16 protein-coding genes and 1 pseudogene are annotated in these 17,358 nt (G+C 55.4%); 14 read left to right on the forward strand and 3 right to left on the reverse strand.

The window, feature by feature from the left end; all coding sequences use genetic code 11:
- Positions 1-662: 662 nt before the first annotated feature.
- Positions 663-1,643 carry a hypothetical protein gene (locus KGFNPO_RS00095; RefSeq protein WP_472632543.1) on the forward strand — a complete coding sequence of 327 codons (981 nt, stop codon included), beginning with the start codon at positions 663-665 and terminating at the stop codon, positions 1,641-1,643.
- A gap of 278 nt (positions 1,644-1,921) precedes the next feature.
- Here KGFNPO_RS00095 and KGFNPO_RS00100 read toward each other — a convergent pair whose 3' ends face one another.
- Complete coding sequence (locus tag KGFNPO_RS00100) at positions 1,922-2,230, reverse strand: helix-turn-helix domain-containing protein (protein ID WP_472632544.1); 309 nt, start codon at positions 2,228-2,230, stop codon at positions 1,922-1,924.
- Between the two features lie 88 nt (positions 2,231-2,318).
- On the opposite strand from KGFNPO_RS00100, the gene KGFNPO_RS00105 reads away from it, so the two are divergent.
- The 5 genes from KGFNPO_RS00105 (at position 2,319) to KGFNPO_RS00125 (ending at position 5,512) form a co-directional block, all read left to right on the forward strand.
- The gene (locus KGFNPO_RS00105; protein WP_472632545.1) at positions 2,319-2,810 is read left to right on the forward strand and encodes a hypothetical protein; all 492 of its coding nucleotides are present in this window, start codon (positions 2,319-2,321) and stop codon (positions 2,808-2,810) included.
- A gap of 167 nt (positions 2,811-2,977) precedes the next feature.
- Positions 2,978-3,208, forward strand: a complete 231-nt coding sequence (locus tag KGFNPO_RS00110) for a hypothetical protein (protein ID WP_472632546.1) — start codon at positions 2,978-2,980, stop codon at positions 3,206-3,208.
- Positions 3,198-3,443, forward strand: coding sequence for a hypothetical protein (locus tag KGFNPO_RS00115; RefSeq protein ID WP_472632547.1), 246 nt, complete (start codon positions 3,198-3,200; stop codon positions 3,441-3,443). The genes KGFNPO_RS00110 and KGFNPO_RS00115 overlap by 11 nt, the downstream gene beginning before the upstream one ends.
- 357 nt (positions 3,444-3,800) lie before the next feature.
- On the forward strand, positions 3,801-4,457 hold the full coding sequence (locus KGFNPO_RS00120) for a hypothetical protein (protein WP_472632548.1): 657 nt from the start codon (positions 3,801-3,803) through the stop codon (positions 4,455-4,457).
- Positions 4,454-5,512, forward strand: a complete 1,059-nt coding sequence (locus KGFNPO_RS00125; RefSeq protein ID WP_472632549.1) for an antitoxin Xre/MbcA/ParS toxin-binding domain-containing protein — start codon at positions 4,454-4,456, stop codon at positions 5,510-5,512. The genes KGFNPO_RS00120 and KGFNPO_RS00125 overlap by 4 nt, the downstream gene beginning before the upstream one ends.
- A gap of 339 nt (positions 5,513-5,851) precedes the next feature.
- Here the strand turns inward: KGFNPO_RS00125 and KGFNPO_RS00130 are convergent, their stop codons facing one another.
- The gene (locus KGFNPO_RS00130; protein WP_472632550.1) at positions 5,852-6,226 is read right to left on the reverse strand and encodes a hypothetical protein; all 375 of its coding nucleotides are present in this window, start codon (positions 6,224-6,226) and stop codon (positions 5,852-5,854) included.
- Between the two features lie 186 nt (positions 6,227-6,412).
- On the opposite strand from KGFNPO_RS00130, the gene KGFNPO_RS00135 reads away from it, so the two are divergent.
- The 7 genes from KGFNPO_RS00135 (at position 6,413) to cheB (ending at position 14,225) form a co-directional block, all read left to right on the forward strand.
- Positions 6,413-6,538, forward strand: coding sequence for a hypothetical protein (locus tag KGFNPO_RS00135; RefSeq protein WP_472632551.1), 126 nt, complete (start codon positions 6,413-6,415; stop codon positions 6,536-6,538).
- A 153-nt stretch (positions 6,539-6,691) separates the two neighbouring features.
- Positions 6,692-8,506, forward strand: a complete 1,815-nt coding sequence (locus KGFNPO_RS00140; protein WP_472632552.1) for a HAMP domain-containing methyl-accepting chemotaxis protein — start codon at positions 6,692-6,694, stop codon at positions 8,504-8,506.
- 4 nt (positions 8,507-8,510) lie between these two features.
- Positions 8,511-8,969, forward strand: coding sequence for a chemotaxis protein CheW (locus KGFNPO_RS00145; RefSeq protein WP_472632553.1), 459 nt, complete (start codon positions 8,511-8,513; stop codon positions 8,967-8,969).
- Positions 8,966-10,222 (forward strand): CheR family methyltransferase, encoded by a 1,257-nt coding sequence (locus tag KGFNPO_RS00150; protein WP_472632554.1) that lies wholly within the window; start codon positions 8,966-8,968, stop codon positions 10,220-10,222. The genes KGFNPO_RS00145 and KGFNPO_RS00150 overlap by 4 nt, the downstream gene beginning before the upstream one ends.
- Positions 10,223-10,231: 9 nt before the next feature.
- Positions 10,232-10,912, forward strand: a complete 681-nt coding sequence (locus tag KGFNPO_RS00155; RefSeq protein WP_472632555.1) for a chemotaxis protein CheW — start codon at positions 10,232-10,234, stop codon at positions 10,910-10,912.
- Complete coding sequence (locus KGFNPO_RS00160) at positions 10,909-13,203, forward strand: hybrid sensor histidine kinase/response regulator (protein ID WP_472632556.1); 2,295 nt, start codon at positions 10,909-10,911, stop codon at positions 13,201-13,203. Before KGFNPO_RS00155 ends, KGFNPO_RS00160 begins: the two co-directional genes overlap by 4 nt.
- Positions 13,200-14,225 carry a chemotaxis-specific protein-glutamate methyltransferase CheB gene (gene cheB, locus KGFNPO_RS00165; RefSeq protein ID WP_472632557.1) on the forward strand — a complete coding sequence of 342 codons (1,026 nt, stop codon included), beginning with the start codon at positions 13,200-13,202 and terminating at the stop codon, positions 14,223-14,225. The genes KGFNPO_RS00160 and cheB overlap by 4 nt, the downstream gene beginning before the upstream one ends.
- A 121-nt stretch (positions 14,226-14,346) precedes the next feature.
- Here the strand turns inward: cheB and KGFNPO_RS00170 are convergent, their stop codons facing one another.
- On the reverse strand, positions 14,347-14,769 hold the full coding sequence (locus KGFNPO_RS00170; protein WP_472632558.1) for a metallophosphoesterase: 423 nt from the start codon (positions 14,767-14,769) through the stop codon (positions 14,347-14,349).
- Positions 14,770-15,121: 352 nt separating this feature from the next.
- Here KGFNPO_RS00170 and KGFNPO_RS00175 point away from each other — a divergent pair.
- Positions 15,122-17,260 (forward strand): annotated as a pseudogene (locus KGFNPO_RS00175) (Tn3 family transposase); the annotation flags it as partial.
- Positions 17,261-17,358 lie beyond the last annotated feature (98 nt).

Raw genomic sequence — 17,358 nt, forward strand, 5'->3', positions numbered from 1 at the left:
AATTTATGAAGTAGCGACAGCAATTGGTGGATCTCAAAAAAGATGAACGCTAAATCAAACGCCCAACGTGAGAAAGGAGAGTCCGGTTCGGAAAACACCGATGCCACGTCTTGAGGAAACGGGCTGCGCTGCGCTGCGCCCGTGACCCCATGACTGCCAGGCAGTGACGGTGGTATTGAAGAGGAAAAGCCAAGGCCTGGACGGCTCTATTTATTAATCTGGATTGGTACACTTTTAACGCGCCATTTGGTACACGTTTATCCCGGCATTGACAATCCAAGACCCACAAGAGCGGTTCAGGTTTTTCGCCCCTACAACAGCTATGCAGCGGTTGCGGTCAATCTTGGCCTGATTGATACGCCGTACTGCGCTCAACCTGCCGTAGCAAGATACTTCCAACAAGGGCAGTATTCGGCGCCGTAAGATGCGCACGCTCTCCGATTTGCCATATCGGGAGGCACTACTCTTTAGGACACGGGAAGTATAAATGTCATAGCGTGATTGCCCTGCTTCGTACGTGCCGCGCCCGGCCAGCGTCGAGTATCATGAATATTTCCGTATAACAATTATCTCTCTCTCGTGCGTTATAGGTAAGTCCACCTCCGACACTCAACTAGCACATCGGAATGGGCTTCCTAACTCACCAATTCAGGAGAACTAGTTTGACTCTACGAGGAATGCTTACCGGATTCGGCGATATGCCAGGCTATCGCGAATTGCCGAAGACATTGAAAATCCGTTTGTTGCGCACGACCATGATATGGAACAGCCTACTACCCCAAGCGCCAGAAGGAGGTGGACTGCGCACAGCAATAGCGAAATATTTGGAACTGCTCAAGAAGGAGATCGATGATTATTCTGACCGCGACGTCGTATATTTTATTGTGACCCGAACTCGGATACGGATTGCAAAACAACCTCGTTACGCCTTCTGGTCCAAAAACGTGGTGGCACCGATACAGATCGGCTCTGAAAAAAAACCGCTAAACATTGTCATACCCCATGGTTACTTGAGCGCCCACGGACTGGGAATTCGCCCCAAAATCGAGAACACCGAGCTTCAAATCATATTCCGTGGCAGCGAAGGCAGAGACCTTACCGTACCTATCCACACTCTTTTACTCGATCTAGGTATCAACCTAGGGATCGACTCCATAGTGTCATACGTCGGCAAGACCGAAAGTCCAGGTGCACGAGTCATTGACGGGAACCACCGGGGCCTTTCGGATACGTTGACCGCTGCTCTAGACAAACAGGACGATGTCTTCCTGTTTTCTAATATATTCCATGCTAGACACCACACAGCTACCGCCGATGGCGGGATTGTCTTCATCGTTAGCAATTCGATGACTAATGACATCGAAGTAGCGCCAGAGGCTGACTTGATTGAGAAACTACTGATCTGCCACTTCGATCCGTTTACCATGAAGAGTCAGCGTAAATCCGATTTAACCAAACTGACCAATGCCCTGATAAAAATAAAAAAAGAAAATCACGTTATCGCGGTTAACATGGATTTAGAGGTCGATGACGAGAGTGACTACTATCGATTTGGTAACAAATCTGTCCAACCATCGAGCCGGCATGCATTCCGGTGCTCACTGACAGACGATGGCAAGCTGAACTATTCCGTTCTGCCTTGACTGGGCCTCTCACAGGAGCATCCTAGATCTATCAGTTGCGCGACCAGCAGCCCCCCACGCAATGGGCAGAAGCGGGTTCGCTCATATTGCATATTCTCACTAGAACGGCCACCGATTCTTAAGCCAAAATGGCCACATGTTCATATGTTCACATCCAAACTGTCGGCTCATTATCATTCAAATCTGCCATGCAATCACGCTTTAGCTGGTCATGGGACTGCACATTGAAGCGCTTATATTCTAGCTTGACAGTAAAGCGAGCCTCATAGTTTAGCAATTTAACTTAAATCAGCGTGTGATGTTTTCAACTGTTCGTTTAACGTACGGATATCTGTAGAAATTTGGGTAAACAATGCATCCAAATCGTATTTTTCCGTCGGTAAATAGGCTAGAGCTAATAGTGAGAGTGGATGCATCTCCAGCACGGAGGCCAGTTGTTCAACTTTTTCAATTGTCGGGGACTTAAGGCCGCGCTCCAAGCTACTGAGGTACGTACGGCTTGAAACCATTGAAAAATCTTCCTGGGTCAATTTTCGACTCTTGCGAGCCCGTTGCAAAGCCTGACCAAACTGTTTTTGTAGTGCCATCGGCGCCTCCACATTGAAGACACGATGTACTCATGATGAACACTTTAGGACTACAATCTATAGTGTTCAATTTTGAGAAGGCAAAGCAGTGTTAGTTACTGAAGATCGTCACGAATATCCAGCATTTCCATTCAGCCATGCCCCAGGATCCAAGATCTGGCGTCTAGTGAGTCTGGAGCTGTGCATACCTTATTTCTTTGTAAATTACGCCGTCAAGGAAGGCGAAGAGTGGGTCTCTCAAGTATCGATCCTTTGGAAGGAGGAGGATTTACTGGATTTTTGCCGACAGATCCACGGCGATTCCTCAACCAAGATTATTCAGGTCGCGCTGCTTGCGCCACCGGGTACAAACAAAATCAAAGCCTGGCGCATGATAACGCTCAAAGAAATCTGGAGGGGCAAAATCCAGGGCCATCAACACCGAGAAATGGTATATGTAGGGGTGGACGGTGAAAAACTGCTCAACTCGGTGGTCACTGACGACGAGAGCCAAATCAAACTTCTTGAGAGAGTCTATCCTCTGACTGCGCCCGTCGCACAGGCGCAAGAAAAACCGACGGCGGGGCGCAAGCGGCGGTGATCGGTGGATGATGCATGATGGCTAGGCGGATCAATTCTGGACTCCGTCCCTGCCTGGAGTTGGGGACGGGTGCCGGTTTGCCGGGGTTGATATGGCAACCAAGCCATGCGCAAGGAAATATTGCTGTCATGTAATTACGGGCGCTCATGCAGCGCAAGGAGATAGTGATGAAAAAATCCACACGCGCTTTCAAAGAAGGCTGTGCCTACGGCTGGACGTTGCTCTGCTCCCCGTTCATTGGCGCTTTTGACGGAATAAGGGCTGCAGCGAATCGGTCGAAGGCTGCCAATTGGAAGGAACTGGCCGTCAACGACTTCCACCTTTACTTCGCGCCGCTAACCGGTGCGATCGATGGCGTGCGAAAGGCGCTCAAAGGTTCGCATACAAATGCGCGCTGAAAAGAAATCCATGCACGTCACCCCGGTCGGCGGCAATGTCTTTGCCGACATGGGATTTGGTCCTGGCGAGGCCACGAGCTTGAAAGTCGAATCGGATATGGTCATCTCGGAACAGCTTGCTGCGCTGAAAAATTGCCGCAGCCTCGAACCGGCCGACCACGCCCCGGCGGCAATGATCGCAGCGATACAAAAAGTAGTTATCGAGCCCGGCAGTCCTTCCGGCACGACGGTTTAACGTAGCGGTGACCAGGTGTTGGTGTCAATCCGATTTGGGCCAGGGTACAGAGATTTTGTTGCACCCAAGTATGGTTCTTGTGACACGTAACAGCGGACGGCGCAGATACGAATTGTTGACGCCGGCTCCATTTTGACTTGGGTGCGGACTTCTGTTGCACCAACCGCAAACCTTGTAACCCGTTGCCACCATTGGGATTGATGAAATTGAGGGTGGGTCAGTCCAACATCAGCATCTGGGGGCAATTTCCGACTGGCGGAAACATGGCTCACGGCTGATTTTGGGCGCTGGCTTCTTGGGGGAGATTATTCTAATGGCGCCCAAGGGGCAGATTGATATAGTGAAGGAATCATCAAGATGAAAAACTCACATGTCGAACGCCTGAAACAGCGAGCAAAACAGTACCATCGCGCGCGGCGAGGCGACCCTTTTGAAGGTGGAATCATGTGTTTTCACCACTATGATGGATTGCCTGCTGATCGATTGACGTGGTGGGATGATGTGACCTTTGTTTTGAACGATTACCGTGTGGCACTGGCCTGGACGCATCCACGGATGGCGTATGAAGACGCCATTGATGCTGAGGCAGATCGTCTGACCGCGGATTTACCATCCGACAATTTCATGCGTGACGGTACGCCGGTCTACGAGACAGTTGGGAAATCTCGCAAGAAAATCATCCACACCGTGTATGAACCGCGCGCGCAAACAGACGGGCGCAATCAATGGCAGTTGGTGCGGCAACAGGTCATGCGGTCAGTAAACATTCAGATCGAGCCGGCACTGAACGCACACTGGTGTCAATACAGCCGATTCGTTAATTTCTGTGCGCCAATCGAAGTGCGCAACGTAAGCGACCTCCGTCAATTGGCGGCATTGACAAGGCGCCTGCTTAAGCGAGAGGTGACGTTGCAAGATGCTTTTCCAGGTTATCGGTACACGCGGGCAGACTGGGAGCGCGAAGGATTGCATGTTGCAGGGTCCGATTTGCACGTGCACAAAGTTGCATTATGAAAACATTCAAACTGATCCCAACAGAGGCCGTCTCCGAAATCACATGTGATTGTTGTAAGACGCGTTTTACAGCCAATGACGCTGGCTGGTTCGAAATTCAGTCAATTGGATTTGTGGCCGGCTACTCATCGATCTTTGGCGATGGGAATGCCATTTCGATCGATCTGTGCCAGGATTGTCTGAAACAAAACCTTGGACAGTGGTTGCGCATCGAAACGGAACAACGGCAAGTTATCGATGACGAGATGTTGCTGAAAAGCCTCATCAAGGCTTTGCATCGGAGCGTCGGAAGAGCCCACGCTTCGATTGATGAAACAGCCACGTTCGTCGAAGAATCAAATCACCGGATCGAGGTCATGGAAAAATCCGGCCGCCGGCCGGGAGCACTCAAAGATAAACTTGAAGTCACGGAAGATTTTGATGCCCCGCTGCCGGGCAGCATCCAGCAAGAGTTCGATAGACCGGAAAATTTAGCGCCGCCGCGAGGGTATCAAAGCTGGTTGCATTACGCCGTCGAAACGATGGAGGCACGAAACCTTGAAATTGAAGGAGTTTTTGATGTGCGGGCTGAGCATCAAGAGAAAGCGGTTTCGCGAGAAGAAATGCGGGCGGCTGCGCAAATGGAATTACATAAGTTACTGAAAGGATCCGTTCTCAAGTATGAGGATCCGACCGAACCGATCGATCTTGGGAATACAACTGAACCAATTGAAAATCTGAAGGGAGTGCTTCACAAATCTGATGCGCCGGTGTCGATCGACGACATGCGTATGGTGGACGGCCTGAAGTACCAGAAAATGTTGCGTGAAGAATGGGAGCGCAGTGAAGAATGGAATGCCGGGCTACCGGTGGGTTGCGAATTTGGCGCGGATAGCGCACGGTTCACGCGAGTGCTGCAACGGGCCATTTCAGTTTTTGGGAATCCGTTGGAGGCTGTTCAGTGGCTTACCTCTTTTAATATTGTAGTTGGCGGCGAGCCGATGAAAAGTGTGATCGGAAGTGAAGACGGATACAAACGTGTGATGGAGATCCTTTCTGCGATCGAAACCGGGTGAGTCACATGGCAACGCCAGTCGAGCGAACCTGAACTTTAAGATTGGCCAGAGAATTTCTGCAGCAAGTTCAGAATTCAGCCGCTGCGTCAGAGGGGCTAGCAGCGGCACAAAAAGCAACCATCAAGCCCGACGGTCCTTCCAACACTACATGTAACGGCTCGCATTCCATAACCGTGTGCTCGCGCTAATTGCAAATGACGGTTCGGTTCATATTGGCAACCCAGCCGCCAGCATTCGATCGCGTAGCTCTGCCGTGCGCTTCGGCTGACATGACTGCATGTAATATGGGAAAGGAGATGGTTATTTCCAAAATTCGGTTAGGGGAAATTAAATGGGATTCTATATATTAGTTTCAGCAATAGCACTAGCTGCTATTTTGGTCACTTGGTATGCTTGTAAGCATGGCGAATAAAGACTGATGCCAATCACAAACATCAGCAAAATCCCCGCTTCGCCGGGGATTTTCATTTCTTGAATACATTTTCCGAGGTAAACAAATTTTTCTAATTCGTAAACTTTTATCATAGGCAATGTCCAACAAAGGCTCGTTTGTTGAACCTCATTTTGACTAAAACGCACAAGTTGGAGCGTTTCGTTGCTGAGAGGTATTTCGCGATCGAGGTCCAAGCCGATCAGGGCGACCGGCAACAACCGACCCGGTGCTGCCGCTCGAGTCTCGATGGTCAATGTCTGCTTTGCAGCGGTTGCGGTCATTGGTTTTCTATGACGCAGTTATTAATGTAATGCCGACGGTATTTGCCTTTCTTAGATGTAATTCTAAGCGGCGGCTGCACTTCACATAGCTACCGCTCGCCGATTTAAACGACAAATGCTTTGGCGTAAGTTCTTTGAATGGTCGGTTTCTAAACTTTGTGAGGCCGGACCCGGCTACTGGTGGACATGAACCTCGCCACCTTCAACGAAGATGACAGCGCCTACAACCATGCCAACGCCCGCCGCTTCATCAAACTTAATGTGATGCGCATGCGCAATGCGGCGATCGCGCGCGAAAAATGCGGCAAATAAGCGATCCGGCGGCATTTGCCACACAGCTTTGCGGACCGTCTTGATGGCAGCACGCTTTACTTTTGTTTCCCGAATGCATAGTTTCTATAAATACTACGCCATGCATGGCAAAATGGTGCATTGCAAGCGAACCCGTCCTGATCTGGAGACAACATGTTTAAAGACATGAGCATCAAAAATAAACTTTACCTTGGTTTTGGGGTCATCGTAGCCATCATTTTGATTCTGCTCGCCCTGGCCTATACCAATTTCATTCGCGTGTCGGAGGCGAACGAGTGGGACAAACAAACGATGGAGATCTTGCTGGAGACCGACAGGGTGGCCAACGCCATCATCCAGATCCAGGCCGACGCGCGGGGTTACGTCCTGTCCGGGAATGAGAGCCGCTTCACTCTCGATAAGCATGAAATGGATGACATCAACAAGCATATCCAAAAGGTCGTTGCCTTGACGGCCCATCATCCGGTCCAGAACGAACGTCTGAAAAAGCTTGAACCGCTGGCCAATGACTACATCAAGAATGTGGCCGAGCCGATGATCGAAAAGCGCCGCGCACTCGGCAACGCGCCCGGAGCGGCCGATACGATAGGCCGTTCGCAGCTGATGCAGGACGGCGCTTCCAGTCTCGCCGCAATGAGCAAGATCTTTGAAGAAGTTTCGGTTGAGGAAAACCGCTTGCTGGCGGAGCGCACGCAAAATTCAGCCCAGCTGCAACGCGCCATGCTGCTGCTGCTATCGGTTGGCGGCGTCGTATGTATCGTGCTGGCGCTGGCGATCGCGTATCTGCTGTCCAAGGCGATTCTGTCCCCACTCAATAATCTGACCCATGCCGTGAACCGCATTGCCGGCGGCGAGCATGCGGCGCGCGCTGACATCTTCTCGAAGGATGAGCTAGGCCAGGTGGCGCTGGAATTTAACCGCATGGCGCAAACCATCCTGGACAACCAGGCCAATGAGCTGGGCGCCAACAACTCGCTCAAATCGAAGGTCGGTTCGTTGCTGGAAGTGGTCTCGAAAGCTGCCTCGGGCGACCTGACCGGCAAGGTCTCGATCACCGGAAACGACACCATCGGACAGCTTGGCGACGGCCTGGCGAAGATGTTCGAGAACCTGCGCAGCCTGCTCAACAACGTGCAAAAAGCCGGCATCCAGGTCACCACTTCGGCCACTGAAATCGCCGCCTCGGCCAAACAGCAGGAAGCAACCGGCATCGAGCAAGCCCAGACCAGCGTGGAAATCCTGAGCACTACCAAAGAGATTTCGGCCAATACCACGCAGCTGTTAAAGACCATGGAAGACGCCACCCAGATCGCCGATTACACTACCTCGGCCACTGCGGAAGCGCAAAACAACTTGAAGCGCATGGACCAGACCATGCAGCACATGGTTTCGGCGACCGACTCGATCAACGCCAAACTGGCGGCGCTGTCGGAAAAAGCCAGCAACATCAACAGCGTCCTGATTACCATTACCAAGGTCGCGGATCAAACCAACATTCTGTCCTTGAACGCGGCAATCGAAGCCGAAAAAGCAGGCGAAGCGGGACGTGGCTTCTCGGTGGTCGCCACCGAAATCCGCCGTCTGGCCGACCAGACTTCGGTCTCGACCTGGGACATCGAGCAAATGCTCAAGGAAATGCAGTCGGCGGTGTCGGCCAGCGTGATGGGCATGGACAAATTCTCGGAAGAGATCCGGCGCAGTGTCGGCGAAGTGCGGCAGGTGGGGGAGCAGCTGTCCTCGGTAATGGACCAGGTGCAGAAACTGGCGCCGCAATTTGACGCCGTATTGCAGGGCATGCAGTCGCAAGCGGTCGGCGCCTCGCAAATTTCGGAGACGATGACGCAACTGAACGACGACGCCCAGCAAACCGTCGAGTCTCTCAAGGCGACCAGCGAAGCGGTGCATCAACTGCAATATGCGGCCGGCGATTTGCAGATCAGCGTTTCCAATTTTGCGGTCACGGTCTAACACCATGAAAGTGCTGATCTTCCATATCGGGCCGGATCGTTACGGGCTCAGGCTGAGCTCGATCGTCCGCGTTTTGCCCTTGCTGGAACTGAAACACTTGCCGTTGGCGCCCGAGCACGTGGCCGGCCTGATGGATTTTCACGGCGCATCGGTGCCGGTGATCCACCTCTGCCGGCTGGCCGGTCTGGCGCCTGGCCGGGACTGCTTCGATACCCGGATCATCATCGTCAATTATCTTGCGCCGGACGGCGTTTCCCATTTACTGGGCTTGCTGGCCGAGCATGTGCTGGGAATCCAGGACGTTAACGCCGCGGTGCTGGCCGACAGCGGCGTAAGCGCGGCCCCATTTCTAGGCCAAGTCGTCAGCGACGCCAATGGCATCCTCCAACTGGTCGAACTGGAACATCTGCTGCCCGCGTCCCTGCGCACCATTCTCTTTCAGAATGGAACCCACGCAGCATGAAAGTCCAGACCATGCTGCGTCAGCTCACCGGCTTGAACCTGACCCGGGCCACGGTCGAACGCGCCGTCCGGCAGCGCATGGCGCAGCAACACTTGAGTGACCCGGACGGCTATCTGCAAGCCTTGACGCCGGATGAGCTGATGCAATTGATTGAACTGGTGGTGGTGCCCGAGTCCTGGCTGTTCCGCGACGCCCAGGCCTTCGCCGTGGCCACGCGATTTGTTCAGGAGCGTTTGCGGCGCGCGGCACGGCCGGTCCGCATTTTGTCGATCCCGTGCGCTGCCGGCGAAGAACCGTACTCGATGGCGATGGCGCTGCGCGATGCGGGCACGCCTGCCGAGTGTTTTACCATCGACGCCATCGACCTGAGCCCGTCCTGCATCGCGCGCGCGCGAAGCGGCATATACGGGCGCAATGCATTCCGTTCGCAGGACAGGGGTTTCCGCGAGCGCTATTTTTCGCATATTGGCGAAGACGATTACCAGATCAACGATGCGTTGCGCGAACAGGTTCGATTCCAACAGGGCAATCTGCTCTTGATAAACACCCTCACCCGTGCCAATTATTACGACGTGGTTTTTTGCCGTAACCTACTGATCTACTTCGACCAGCCGACGACGAGGCTGGCCATCGCAAAGTTGACAGCAATTTTGGCCGACGATGGCATGTTGTTCGCAGGTTACGCCGAAGTCCCGGCGTTTTGCCAGCACGGTTTTGTTGCGCTGCCGCAGCGACAGGCGTTCGCACTGAAAAAAGACCTGGGCTCGGTGGTGATGCCCCAGTCTCCGCAGCCGCATCGCCGGAAGAGTGCTCTCAACCCCGCGTCGCGCACGGTACGTGCCACGCCGGTGCGCGCAGTGCCGGTGCGGCCGAAGCCGGCAGCCAAGGCGATCAAGGAGGTCAAGGAGGTACCGAAGATCGCGGCCCCTGCCGCAGCAGAAAACTTGCTGGAACAGGCGCGCAAGCTGGCCGACCTGGGTTTATTTGAGGAAGCCGACCTGAAATGCCGCGCCCACCTGACCCTGGTGCCCGATGCTGCCGGAGCCTATTTTATTCTCGGCATCCTGAGCGAGCGTGCCAAACAGGTGGCTGCGGCCGAAGACTGCTGGCGCCGCTGCCTCTATCTGCAGCCAGATCACTATGAGGCCATGTGCCACTTGGCCCTATTGACCGAGAACAATGGCAACGCGCCCGGCGCGGCCCTATTAAAAGCACGTGCGGCGCGCACTTTCAAGCGCTTGCAAGCCCCCTGAGAGCAAACCATGATGACACTTCAAGCGCAAGTAGATGCAATACACGACTGCTGGAACCGGGTCGGCGTGGCCGGCGACCAGAGCTGTGAACAGCTGATCGCCCACATCCACTGCCGCAACTGCGAGGTGTACGCCGGTGCCGCACAGCGTAATTTGCAGCGGCCCGTCAGCGCCGAATACAAAAAAGAGTGGGCCAGCCATTTCCGCCAGCCCCAGAGTGACAGCAACCAGAGCGACGCCTCCGCTTTGGTGTTTCGCATCGGCCGCGAATGGCTCGCTTTGCCGACCAAGCTGTTCGTCGCGGTGGCGCCGCAAGCGGCACCGCACATACTGCCGCACCGCAGCGGCAGCGGCTTGATCGGCATCGTCAACCTGGGTGGCAAATTGTATCCGTGCACGTCGCTGGCGATCCTGCTCGGCGTCGATGAACGCGACAACCCGCCAGCCAAAGGCCGCCATATCTTCGCGCGACTGCTGCTGCTCCAATGGGAGGAACAGGCCTTTGCCTTGCCGGTGGCCGATCTGCACGGCATCATCCGCTACGCCAGTGCTGCGGTGCAAGCGCCGGCGGCCACCATCAACAAGGGCTTGTCGCGTTTTCTGTCGGGTGTGATCACGCATGAAAGCATGCATGTCGGTTGTCTCGATGCAGCCCTGATCGGCCACCAACTTGCGAGAACTTTACGATGAGCCATTACCCGCAAGGCGACCTCAGTCGATTTTCCATGCGTGAACTGTTTGGTTTCGACACCAAATACCAGGCCCAGCTCCTGACCGAGGGTTTGCTGGCGGTGGAGCGCAACCCGGGCGACGCCCGTGTGTTCGAATCGATCATGCGCGCGACCCACTCGATTAAGGGCGCGGCCGCCATCGTCAACCTTCGTGTGGCGGTGCAACTGGCGCACGCCATGGAAGGCAGTTTTGTAGCGGCCCAAGATGGCAAGCTTAAACTCACCCCTGAGCACATCGACGTGCTGCTGTCCGGCATCGACCTGATTTTGCAGCTGTCGCGCCTGGACGACGCCGGCACTGGAGCCTGGCTGTCCATCCATGCGGCCCAGATCAAGCAGACCTTGATGGCTATTAGCAATATGGCCAACTTGCTCAAGCCCGCTATGGTGGAGCTGACGGCTAAGCAGTCGGCAGAGCCAATGGTGGGGCCGCTGCCAAGACTCATCCCCGCCCAGGACGAATTTGTGCCCCTTTGCGCACCGCTGGCCGAACAGCCGGCGGCACGCGTGCAGGCACCATCAAAAAACCAGTCGCAAAACTTCGACCGCCTGCTGGCGCTGGCCAGCGAGTCGCGCACCAACGCACATCTGATGCATCCGTTTATTCAGGCGATGCAGCGCTTCAAGCGCAATCAAAGCAGCCTGTTTACCATGATCGAGCAACTGCATGAAGCCATTTCACACAGTTCCAACGCCAACCTCAAGGAAAAGTCCCTGCTGGCGCTGCAGAAAACCCATCCGCTGAAGCAGTTCATGCTGGAGCATATCGCCGAGATTGAAAGCTACGAACAGCGTTTGCTGACAGTCTCGCAAGGCATGGTCGATGAAGTGCTGGCCCTGCGCATGCGCCCCTTCCGCGATGGCATACAGTCCTTCTCACGCATGGTGCGTGACCTCGCGCGTAGCTTGGGAAAGGAAGTCCAGCTGGAGATCGAGGGCGAATCCACACTGGTCGACCGCGACATCCTGGCGCGGATTGAAAGCCCGCTGAACCACATACTGCGCAATGCCATCGACCATGGCATGGAGTTGCCGCACGAACGCACCGCCGCCGGCAAGCCGGCGCTGGGCACCATACGGATCGACGCCAAACACCGCGCAGGCATGCTCAGTATCGACATCACAGACGATGGCCGAGGCGTCGATATTGAAAAAATCCGGCAGTTGGTGGTGGAGCGTGAAATGGCCGACCCCAGCATGGCGGAGGCCTTGACCCAGACCGAACTGCTGGAATTTTTATTCCTGCCCGCCTTCAGCCTGAAAGCGTCCACCAATGAATTGTCGGGGCGTGGCGTCGGCCTCGATATCGTGCATGAAACGATCCGCCAGCAAAACGGCACAGTCACGATCGAATCCGAACCTGGACTGGGTTTTTGCACCTCGATCACGTTGCCGCTGACGCAGTCGATCGTGCGCGCACTGGTGATCGTCGTCAAGGGCGAGGGATACGCGATTCCCATTGTGAAGGTGGAACGCGTGCTCAAGGTGCCGCAGTCGGCCATTCATACTCTGGAAAACAAGCAGTTCTTTGAGATCAATGGCGAGCACCTCGGCCTGGTGTCAGCGGCGCAAGTGCTGGAATTGGGCGAGATGGAAGCGACCGGCCTTGAACTGGCGGTGGTGGTGATCGGCACCGGCGCGCGGCGTTATGCGATGGTGGTCGACGCTATCTGCGGCGAACAAAGCCTGGCGGTGCAGGCCATTGATCCGATCTTCGGCAAGATGCGCGACATCTCGGCCGCCGCCTTGCTCGACGATGGCGAGCCGGTGCTGATTCTCGATGTTCCCGACCTGTTGTTAAGCATCGACAAGCTGCTGCAAGAAGGCGGCCCGCTGCAATTGGCCAGGGCCGATCCGGCCGAGCTGCACAGGATGAAACGCGTCCTGGTGGTTGACGACTCGCTCACGGTGCGCGAAATGGAACGCAAGCTGCTGCTCGGGCGCGGCTTTGAGGTGGACATCGCCATCGATGGCATTGACGGCTGGAACGTAGTTCGCAGCGGCGCATACGATCTGGTCATTACCGACGTCGATATGCCACGCATGGATGGCATCGAACTGGTTACCTTTATAAAAAATGATCCGCACCTGAACAAACTGCCCGTGATGATCGTCTCCTACAAAGACCGGCCCGAGGACCGGGCGCGGGGGCTGTCTGCTGGTGCCGATTATTACCTGACCAAGGGCAGCTTCCACGATGAGACCTTGCTGGACGCCGTGGCCGACCTGATCGGAGACGCGCGCCGATGAAGATCGCCATCGCCAACGATGTCGCCATGGCGGCTGAAGCGCTGCGCCGCGTGGTCGCCAGCGCTCAGGAGCACCAGGTGCTGTGGATCGCGCGCACCGGACTGGAAGCGGTCAGGCTGTGCGTGGAAAACCGGCCCGACTTGATCCTGATGGACCTGAACATGCCTGGACTTGATGGCGTCGAAGCGACCCGAAAAATCATGGAACAAAGCCCGTGCGCGATACTGATCGTCACCGGATGGCCGCAGGACAATGTCAATCAGGTCTTCCGCGCACTGGGCGCAGGTGCGCTGGACGTGACCGCGACCCCAGTGCTTCAGGGCACATTGAGCGGCGGCGCCGAGCTGCTGGCAAAAATCAAAACCATTAGCAAGCTGATACGCGACAGTGGCGGCAACCAGACCCTGCGCGCAAAATCGGACGCGGGCACGAGCGAGCGCAAGGAAAGCCAGGTGACGATGCTGGTGGCCATCGGCGCGTCCACCGGCGGTCCAATGGCGATATCGAAAGTGCTTGCCGGCTGGACCCCGCCGCCCGCCTGCGCCATCGTGGTGGTACAGCATATCGACGAAAACTTCGCGTCCCATTTCGCCAAGTGGCTCGGCGACCAACTGCTGATGCCGGTCAGGGTGATTGACGAGGGCGACGAGTTAGAGGCAGGTTCGGTGCTGATTGCGAAAAGCAATGACCATTTGATACTAAATTCAAATTATCGATTACGTTACGATGCAGCGCCGCGCGATTACCCCTATCGTCCTTCGGTTAACGTTTTTTTCCATAGTGTGGCGCAACATTGGCGTAGCAATGCGATTGGCATCTTGCTAACGGGGATGGGACGGGACGGTGGCGATGGCTTGCTGGCTCTGCGGCGTGCAGGAAAAATAACCATCGCGCAAGATGAGGCCAGCAGCGCAGTCTATGGCATGCCGCGCGCGGCAGCCGAGTTCGACGCCGCACAGATGATTTTGGCGCTCGACCAGATCGGGCCGACTTTGCGCCGCAAGACCGGCGGCAAAGTGTAATGCATGGCATGGCTGGTGTTTGACCGATTAAAACCGTATAAAGAGAATGGTGATATACGACGTTACCGCCGTAATTGCTGAGCAAGATCCAAGTCTTGCCGCCTTTAAAATCAGCGTTCTGCTAGTTGATGATCAGATCATCATCGTCGAAGCGATCCGGCGCATGTTGAGTGACCAGCACGATAAGCGCTTCAACAGGGATCGCTATTGGAGCAGTTGCTCGAATTACGTGGGGATGGCTCACGTCGTGATTTCCTGGAACGATTACGACCTTGGATCGGCCCCCCGCAAACATGAAATCGGCCAATCGACTCAAGAATTCACCCACCTCACTATATTGGCGTTTTAGTTCAATCGTGCCAAGTTCGCTGTCATCCTTGACGCCCAAAACCAAGTCGCCGCTGACGATAGCAAGATCCGGAGCTGGGATCCCATCTCGTACGTACCGCTCTTGGTCAAGCCGAAGCGACTCCAGCAAAGTTGTAGTGGTGAGTCCGCTGTCGGCATCACGATGCAAATCGGAAATATGAAGAATTGTGACCATTTAAGACACGAGCCGATTCTTTTTTTGGTTCATCGTAGAGTTGCTTAACAATCCAATAGGCGGTAATTAAAGGGTGGTCTGGAATTCTCAAGATTTCGTAGGAATGTTCTTGGCCTAATGATAAATGTAAATATTACATTTTAACAACGAAAAAATCTGGACAATTGGATAATCTGGCGCATCAACTACAATTCAGTAGCATGACTACTTGCAATTAAGACCGATGCACTTGTATGAGCCCAGTTGCAAGCTCCAGTGCCTCGTTGTATATATCATCAGAAGTCTGTCGAATCCTTTCAACGACGGCGTCATGCTCATCGCTGTTAAGTACGAATTCCATGACGCCAAAACCACACTGGCCGCACTGGCCATCGAGGGCATGGCCACCGTGACGGACGAACTGGTCGACCTACACGACCGAATCATGATCAAGATGTTCAGCGCCGCCAAGAACAAGCACCAGGAGCAGTTCCAAAAGCAAGGCAAGGCGATCAACGACAAGGTACGTCTGTATTCAAAAATTGGCCGCGCGCTGGTCAATGCCAAAGAATCCGGCGGCGACCCATATGCCGCGATCGAGGCCGTGCTGCCGTGGACGGAATTTGAACAAAGCGTCACCGAGGCCGGGCAGCTCGCCCGGCCCAAGACATTTGACCATCTACAGCTAATCGAAGAGCAGTACAGCACATTGCGTCGCTACACGCCCGAATTCCTCGACGTGCTCAAGCTGAAGGCGGCGCCCGCAGCACAAGCGGTGCTCGACGCCATCGATGTCGTGCGCAAGATGAACATGACCGAAGCGCGCAAGGTGCCGGAAGGTGCCACCATCACATTCGTCAAAACCCGCTGGAAGCCGCTCGTCATCACCAGCGATGGCATCGATCGGCGTTTCTATGAGATATGCGCACTGTCCGAGCTGAAGAACTCCCTGCGCTCCGGCGATATTTGGGTGCAGGGCTCCCGCCAGTTCCGGGATTTCGAGGAATATTTGCTGCCATCGGACAAATTCAGCGAACTCAGACAGGCAGGCACGCTGCCCATTGCAATCAACCCGGACCTCGACCAGTACCTTCTCGAACGCGTGCTGCTGTTGAACCAGCAGCTGGCCACAGTCAACCGGCTTGCGCTGGCCAATGAACTGCCGGACGCCATCATCACCGACACTGGCCTAAGAATCAGCCCGCAGGATGCGGTGGTGCCCGAGTCGGCCCAGGCACTGATCGACCTCACCAGCGGGATGCTGCCGCGCATCAAGATCACGGAGCTGCTGATGGACGTGGACGACTGGACCGGATTCACCCGCCACTTCGTCCACCTGAAAAACGGCGAGCAGGCCAAGGATCGGACACTGCTGCTGTCGGCGATCCTGGCGGACGCAATCAACCTCGGCCTGACCAAGATGGCGGAATCGAGCCCTGGCGCGACCTATTCGAAGCTGTCTTGGTTGCAGGCGTGGCACATCCGGGACGAAACCTACTCGGCCGGCTTGGCCGAACTCGTCAACGCCCAGTCCCGCCACGCGTTCGCCACCAACTGGGGCGACGGCAGCACGTCGTCGTCGGACGGCCAGCGCTTCCGCGCCGCTGGCCGGGCCGAGAGTACCGGCCACGTCAACCCGAAGTACGGAGCCGAACCGGGAAAGATGATCTACACGCACATCGCCGACAACTACGCTCCGTTCAGCACCAAGATGGTCAACGTCGGCGTCCGGGACTCGACCTATGTGCTCGACGGATTGCTTTATCACGAATCGGACCTGCGCATCGAGGAACACTACACCGACACCGCCGGCTTCACGGACCACGTATTCGCGCTGATGCATATGCTGGGCTTTCGCTTTGCGCCGCGCATTCGCGACCTCGGCGACACGAAGTTGTACATTCCCGGCGCTATTGCGGACTATCCAGGCTTAAAATCCATGATCGGCGGTACCCTGAACATCAAGCACCTGCGCGCACACTGGGACGAAATCCTGCGTCTGGCGGCGTCAATCAAACATGGCACCGTCACCGCATCGCTCATGCTGCGCAAGCTCGGCAGTTATCCGCGCCAGAACGGTCTGGCAATCGCGCTGCGTGAGCTGGGCCGCATCGAACGCACGCTGTTCATCCTGAACTGGCTGCAAAGCGTCGAGCTGCGCCGGCGCGTCTATGCCGGATTGAACAAAGGGGAGGCGCGCAACGCGCTGGCAAGGGCGGTCTTTATCCACCGGCTGGGCGAAATTCGGGACCGGAGCTTCGAACAGCAGCGGTACCGCGCCAGCGGCCTGAATTTGGTGACGTCCGCTATTGTGATGTGGAACACCGTGTACCTGGAGCGGACGACGCAGGCCTTGCGCGAGTCGGGCAAGCTGGCCGAGGACGGCATGCTGCAATACCTTTCACCCTTGGGTTGGGAGCACATCAACCTGACCGGAGATTACGTCTGGCGCCAGAATCGGAAGATCGACGACGGACAATTTAGGTCGCTGCGGAACCTCAAAGACAAGTGAATTGGCTTAGCGCCCGATTTTTTCCGAATCCTGTGTGCGCCCCTAAACAAATCCGTGTCTGGCGCATCCCAAAATCTTATCGACTCCAGTCGCCCCTG

The sequence above is a fragment of the Gelidimonas diazotrophica genome (assembly GCF_055694025.1).

Bases quoted from the DNA above. Each gene is read 5' to 3' on its own strand.
- KGFNPO_RS00100 (WP_472632544.1), bottom strand. From the start codon at position 2,230: ATGGCACTACAAAAACAGTTTGGTCAGGCTTTGCAACGGGCTCGCAAG.
- KGFNPO_RS00110 (WP_472632546.1), top strand. From the start codon at position 2,978: ATGAAAAAATCCACACGCGCTTTCAAAGAAGGCTGTGCCTACGGCTGG.
- KGFNPO_RS00115 (WP_472632547.1), top strand. From the start codon at position 3,198: ATGCGCGCTGAAAAGAAATCCATGCACGTCACCCCGGTCGGCGGCAAT.
- KGFNPO_RS00120 (WP_472632548.1), top strand. From the start codon at position 3,801: ATGAAAAACTCACATGTCGAACGCCTGAAACAGCGAGCAAAACAGTAC.
- KGFNPO_RS00125 (WP_472632549.1), top strand. From the start codon at position 4,454: ATGAAAACATTCAAACTGATCCCAACAGAGGCCGTCTCCGAAATCACA.
- KGFNPO_RS00130 (WP_472632550.1), bottom strand. From the start codon at position 6,226: ATGACCGCAACCGCTGCAAAGCAGACATTGACCATCGAGACTCGAGCG.
- KGFNPO_RS00135 (WP_472632551.1), top strand. From the start codon at position 6,413: ATGAACCTCGCCACCTTCAACGAAGATGACAGCGCCTACAACCATGCC.
- KGFNPO_RS00140 (WP_472632552.1), top strand. From the start codon at position 6,692: ATGTTTAAAGACATGAGCATCAAAAATAAACTTTACCTTGGTTTTGGG.
- KGFNPO_RS00145 (WP_472632553.1), top strand. From the start codon at position 8,511: ATGAAAGTGCTGATCTTCCATATCGGGCCGGATCGTTACGGGCTCAGG.
- KGFNPO_RS00150 (WP_472632554.1), top strand. From the start codon at position 8,966: ATGAAAGTCCAGACCATGCTGCGTCAGCTCACCGGCTTGAACCTGACC.
- KGFNPO_RS00155 (WP_472632555.1), top strand. From the start codon at position 10,232: ATGATGACACTTCAAGCGCAAGTAGATGCAATACACGACTGCTGGAAC.
- KGFNPO_RS00160 (WP_472632556.1), top strand. From the start codon at position 10,909: ATGAGCCATTACCCGCAAGGCGACCTCAGTCGATTTTCCATGCGTGAA.
- cheB (WP_472632557.1), top strand. From the start codon at position 13,200: ATGAAGATCGCCATCGCCAACGATGTCGCCATGGCGGCTGAAGCGCTG.
- KGFNPO_RS00170 (WP_472632558.1), bottom strand. From the start codon at position 14,769: ATGGTCACAATTCTTCATATTTCCGATTTGCATCGTGATGCCGACAGC.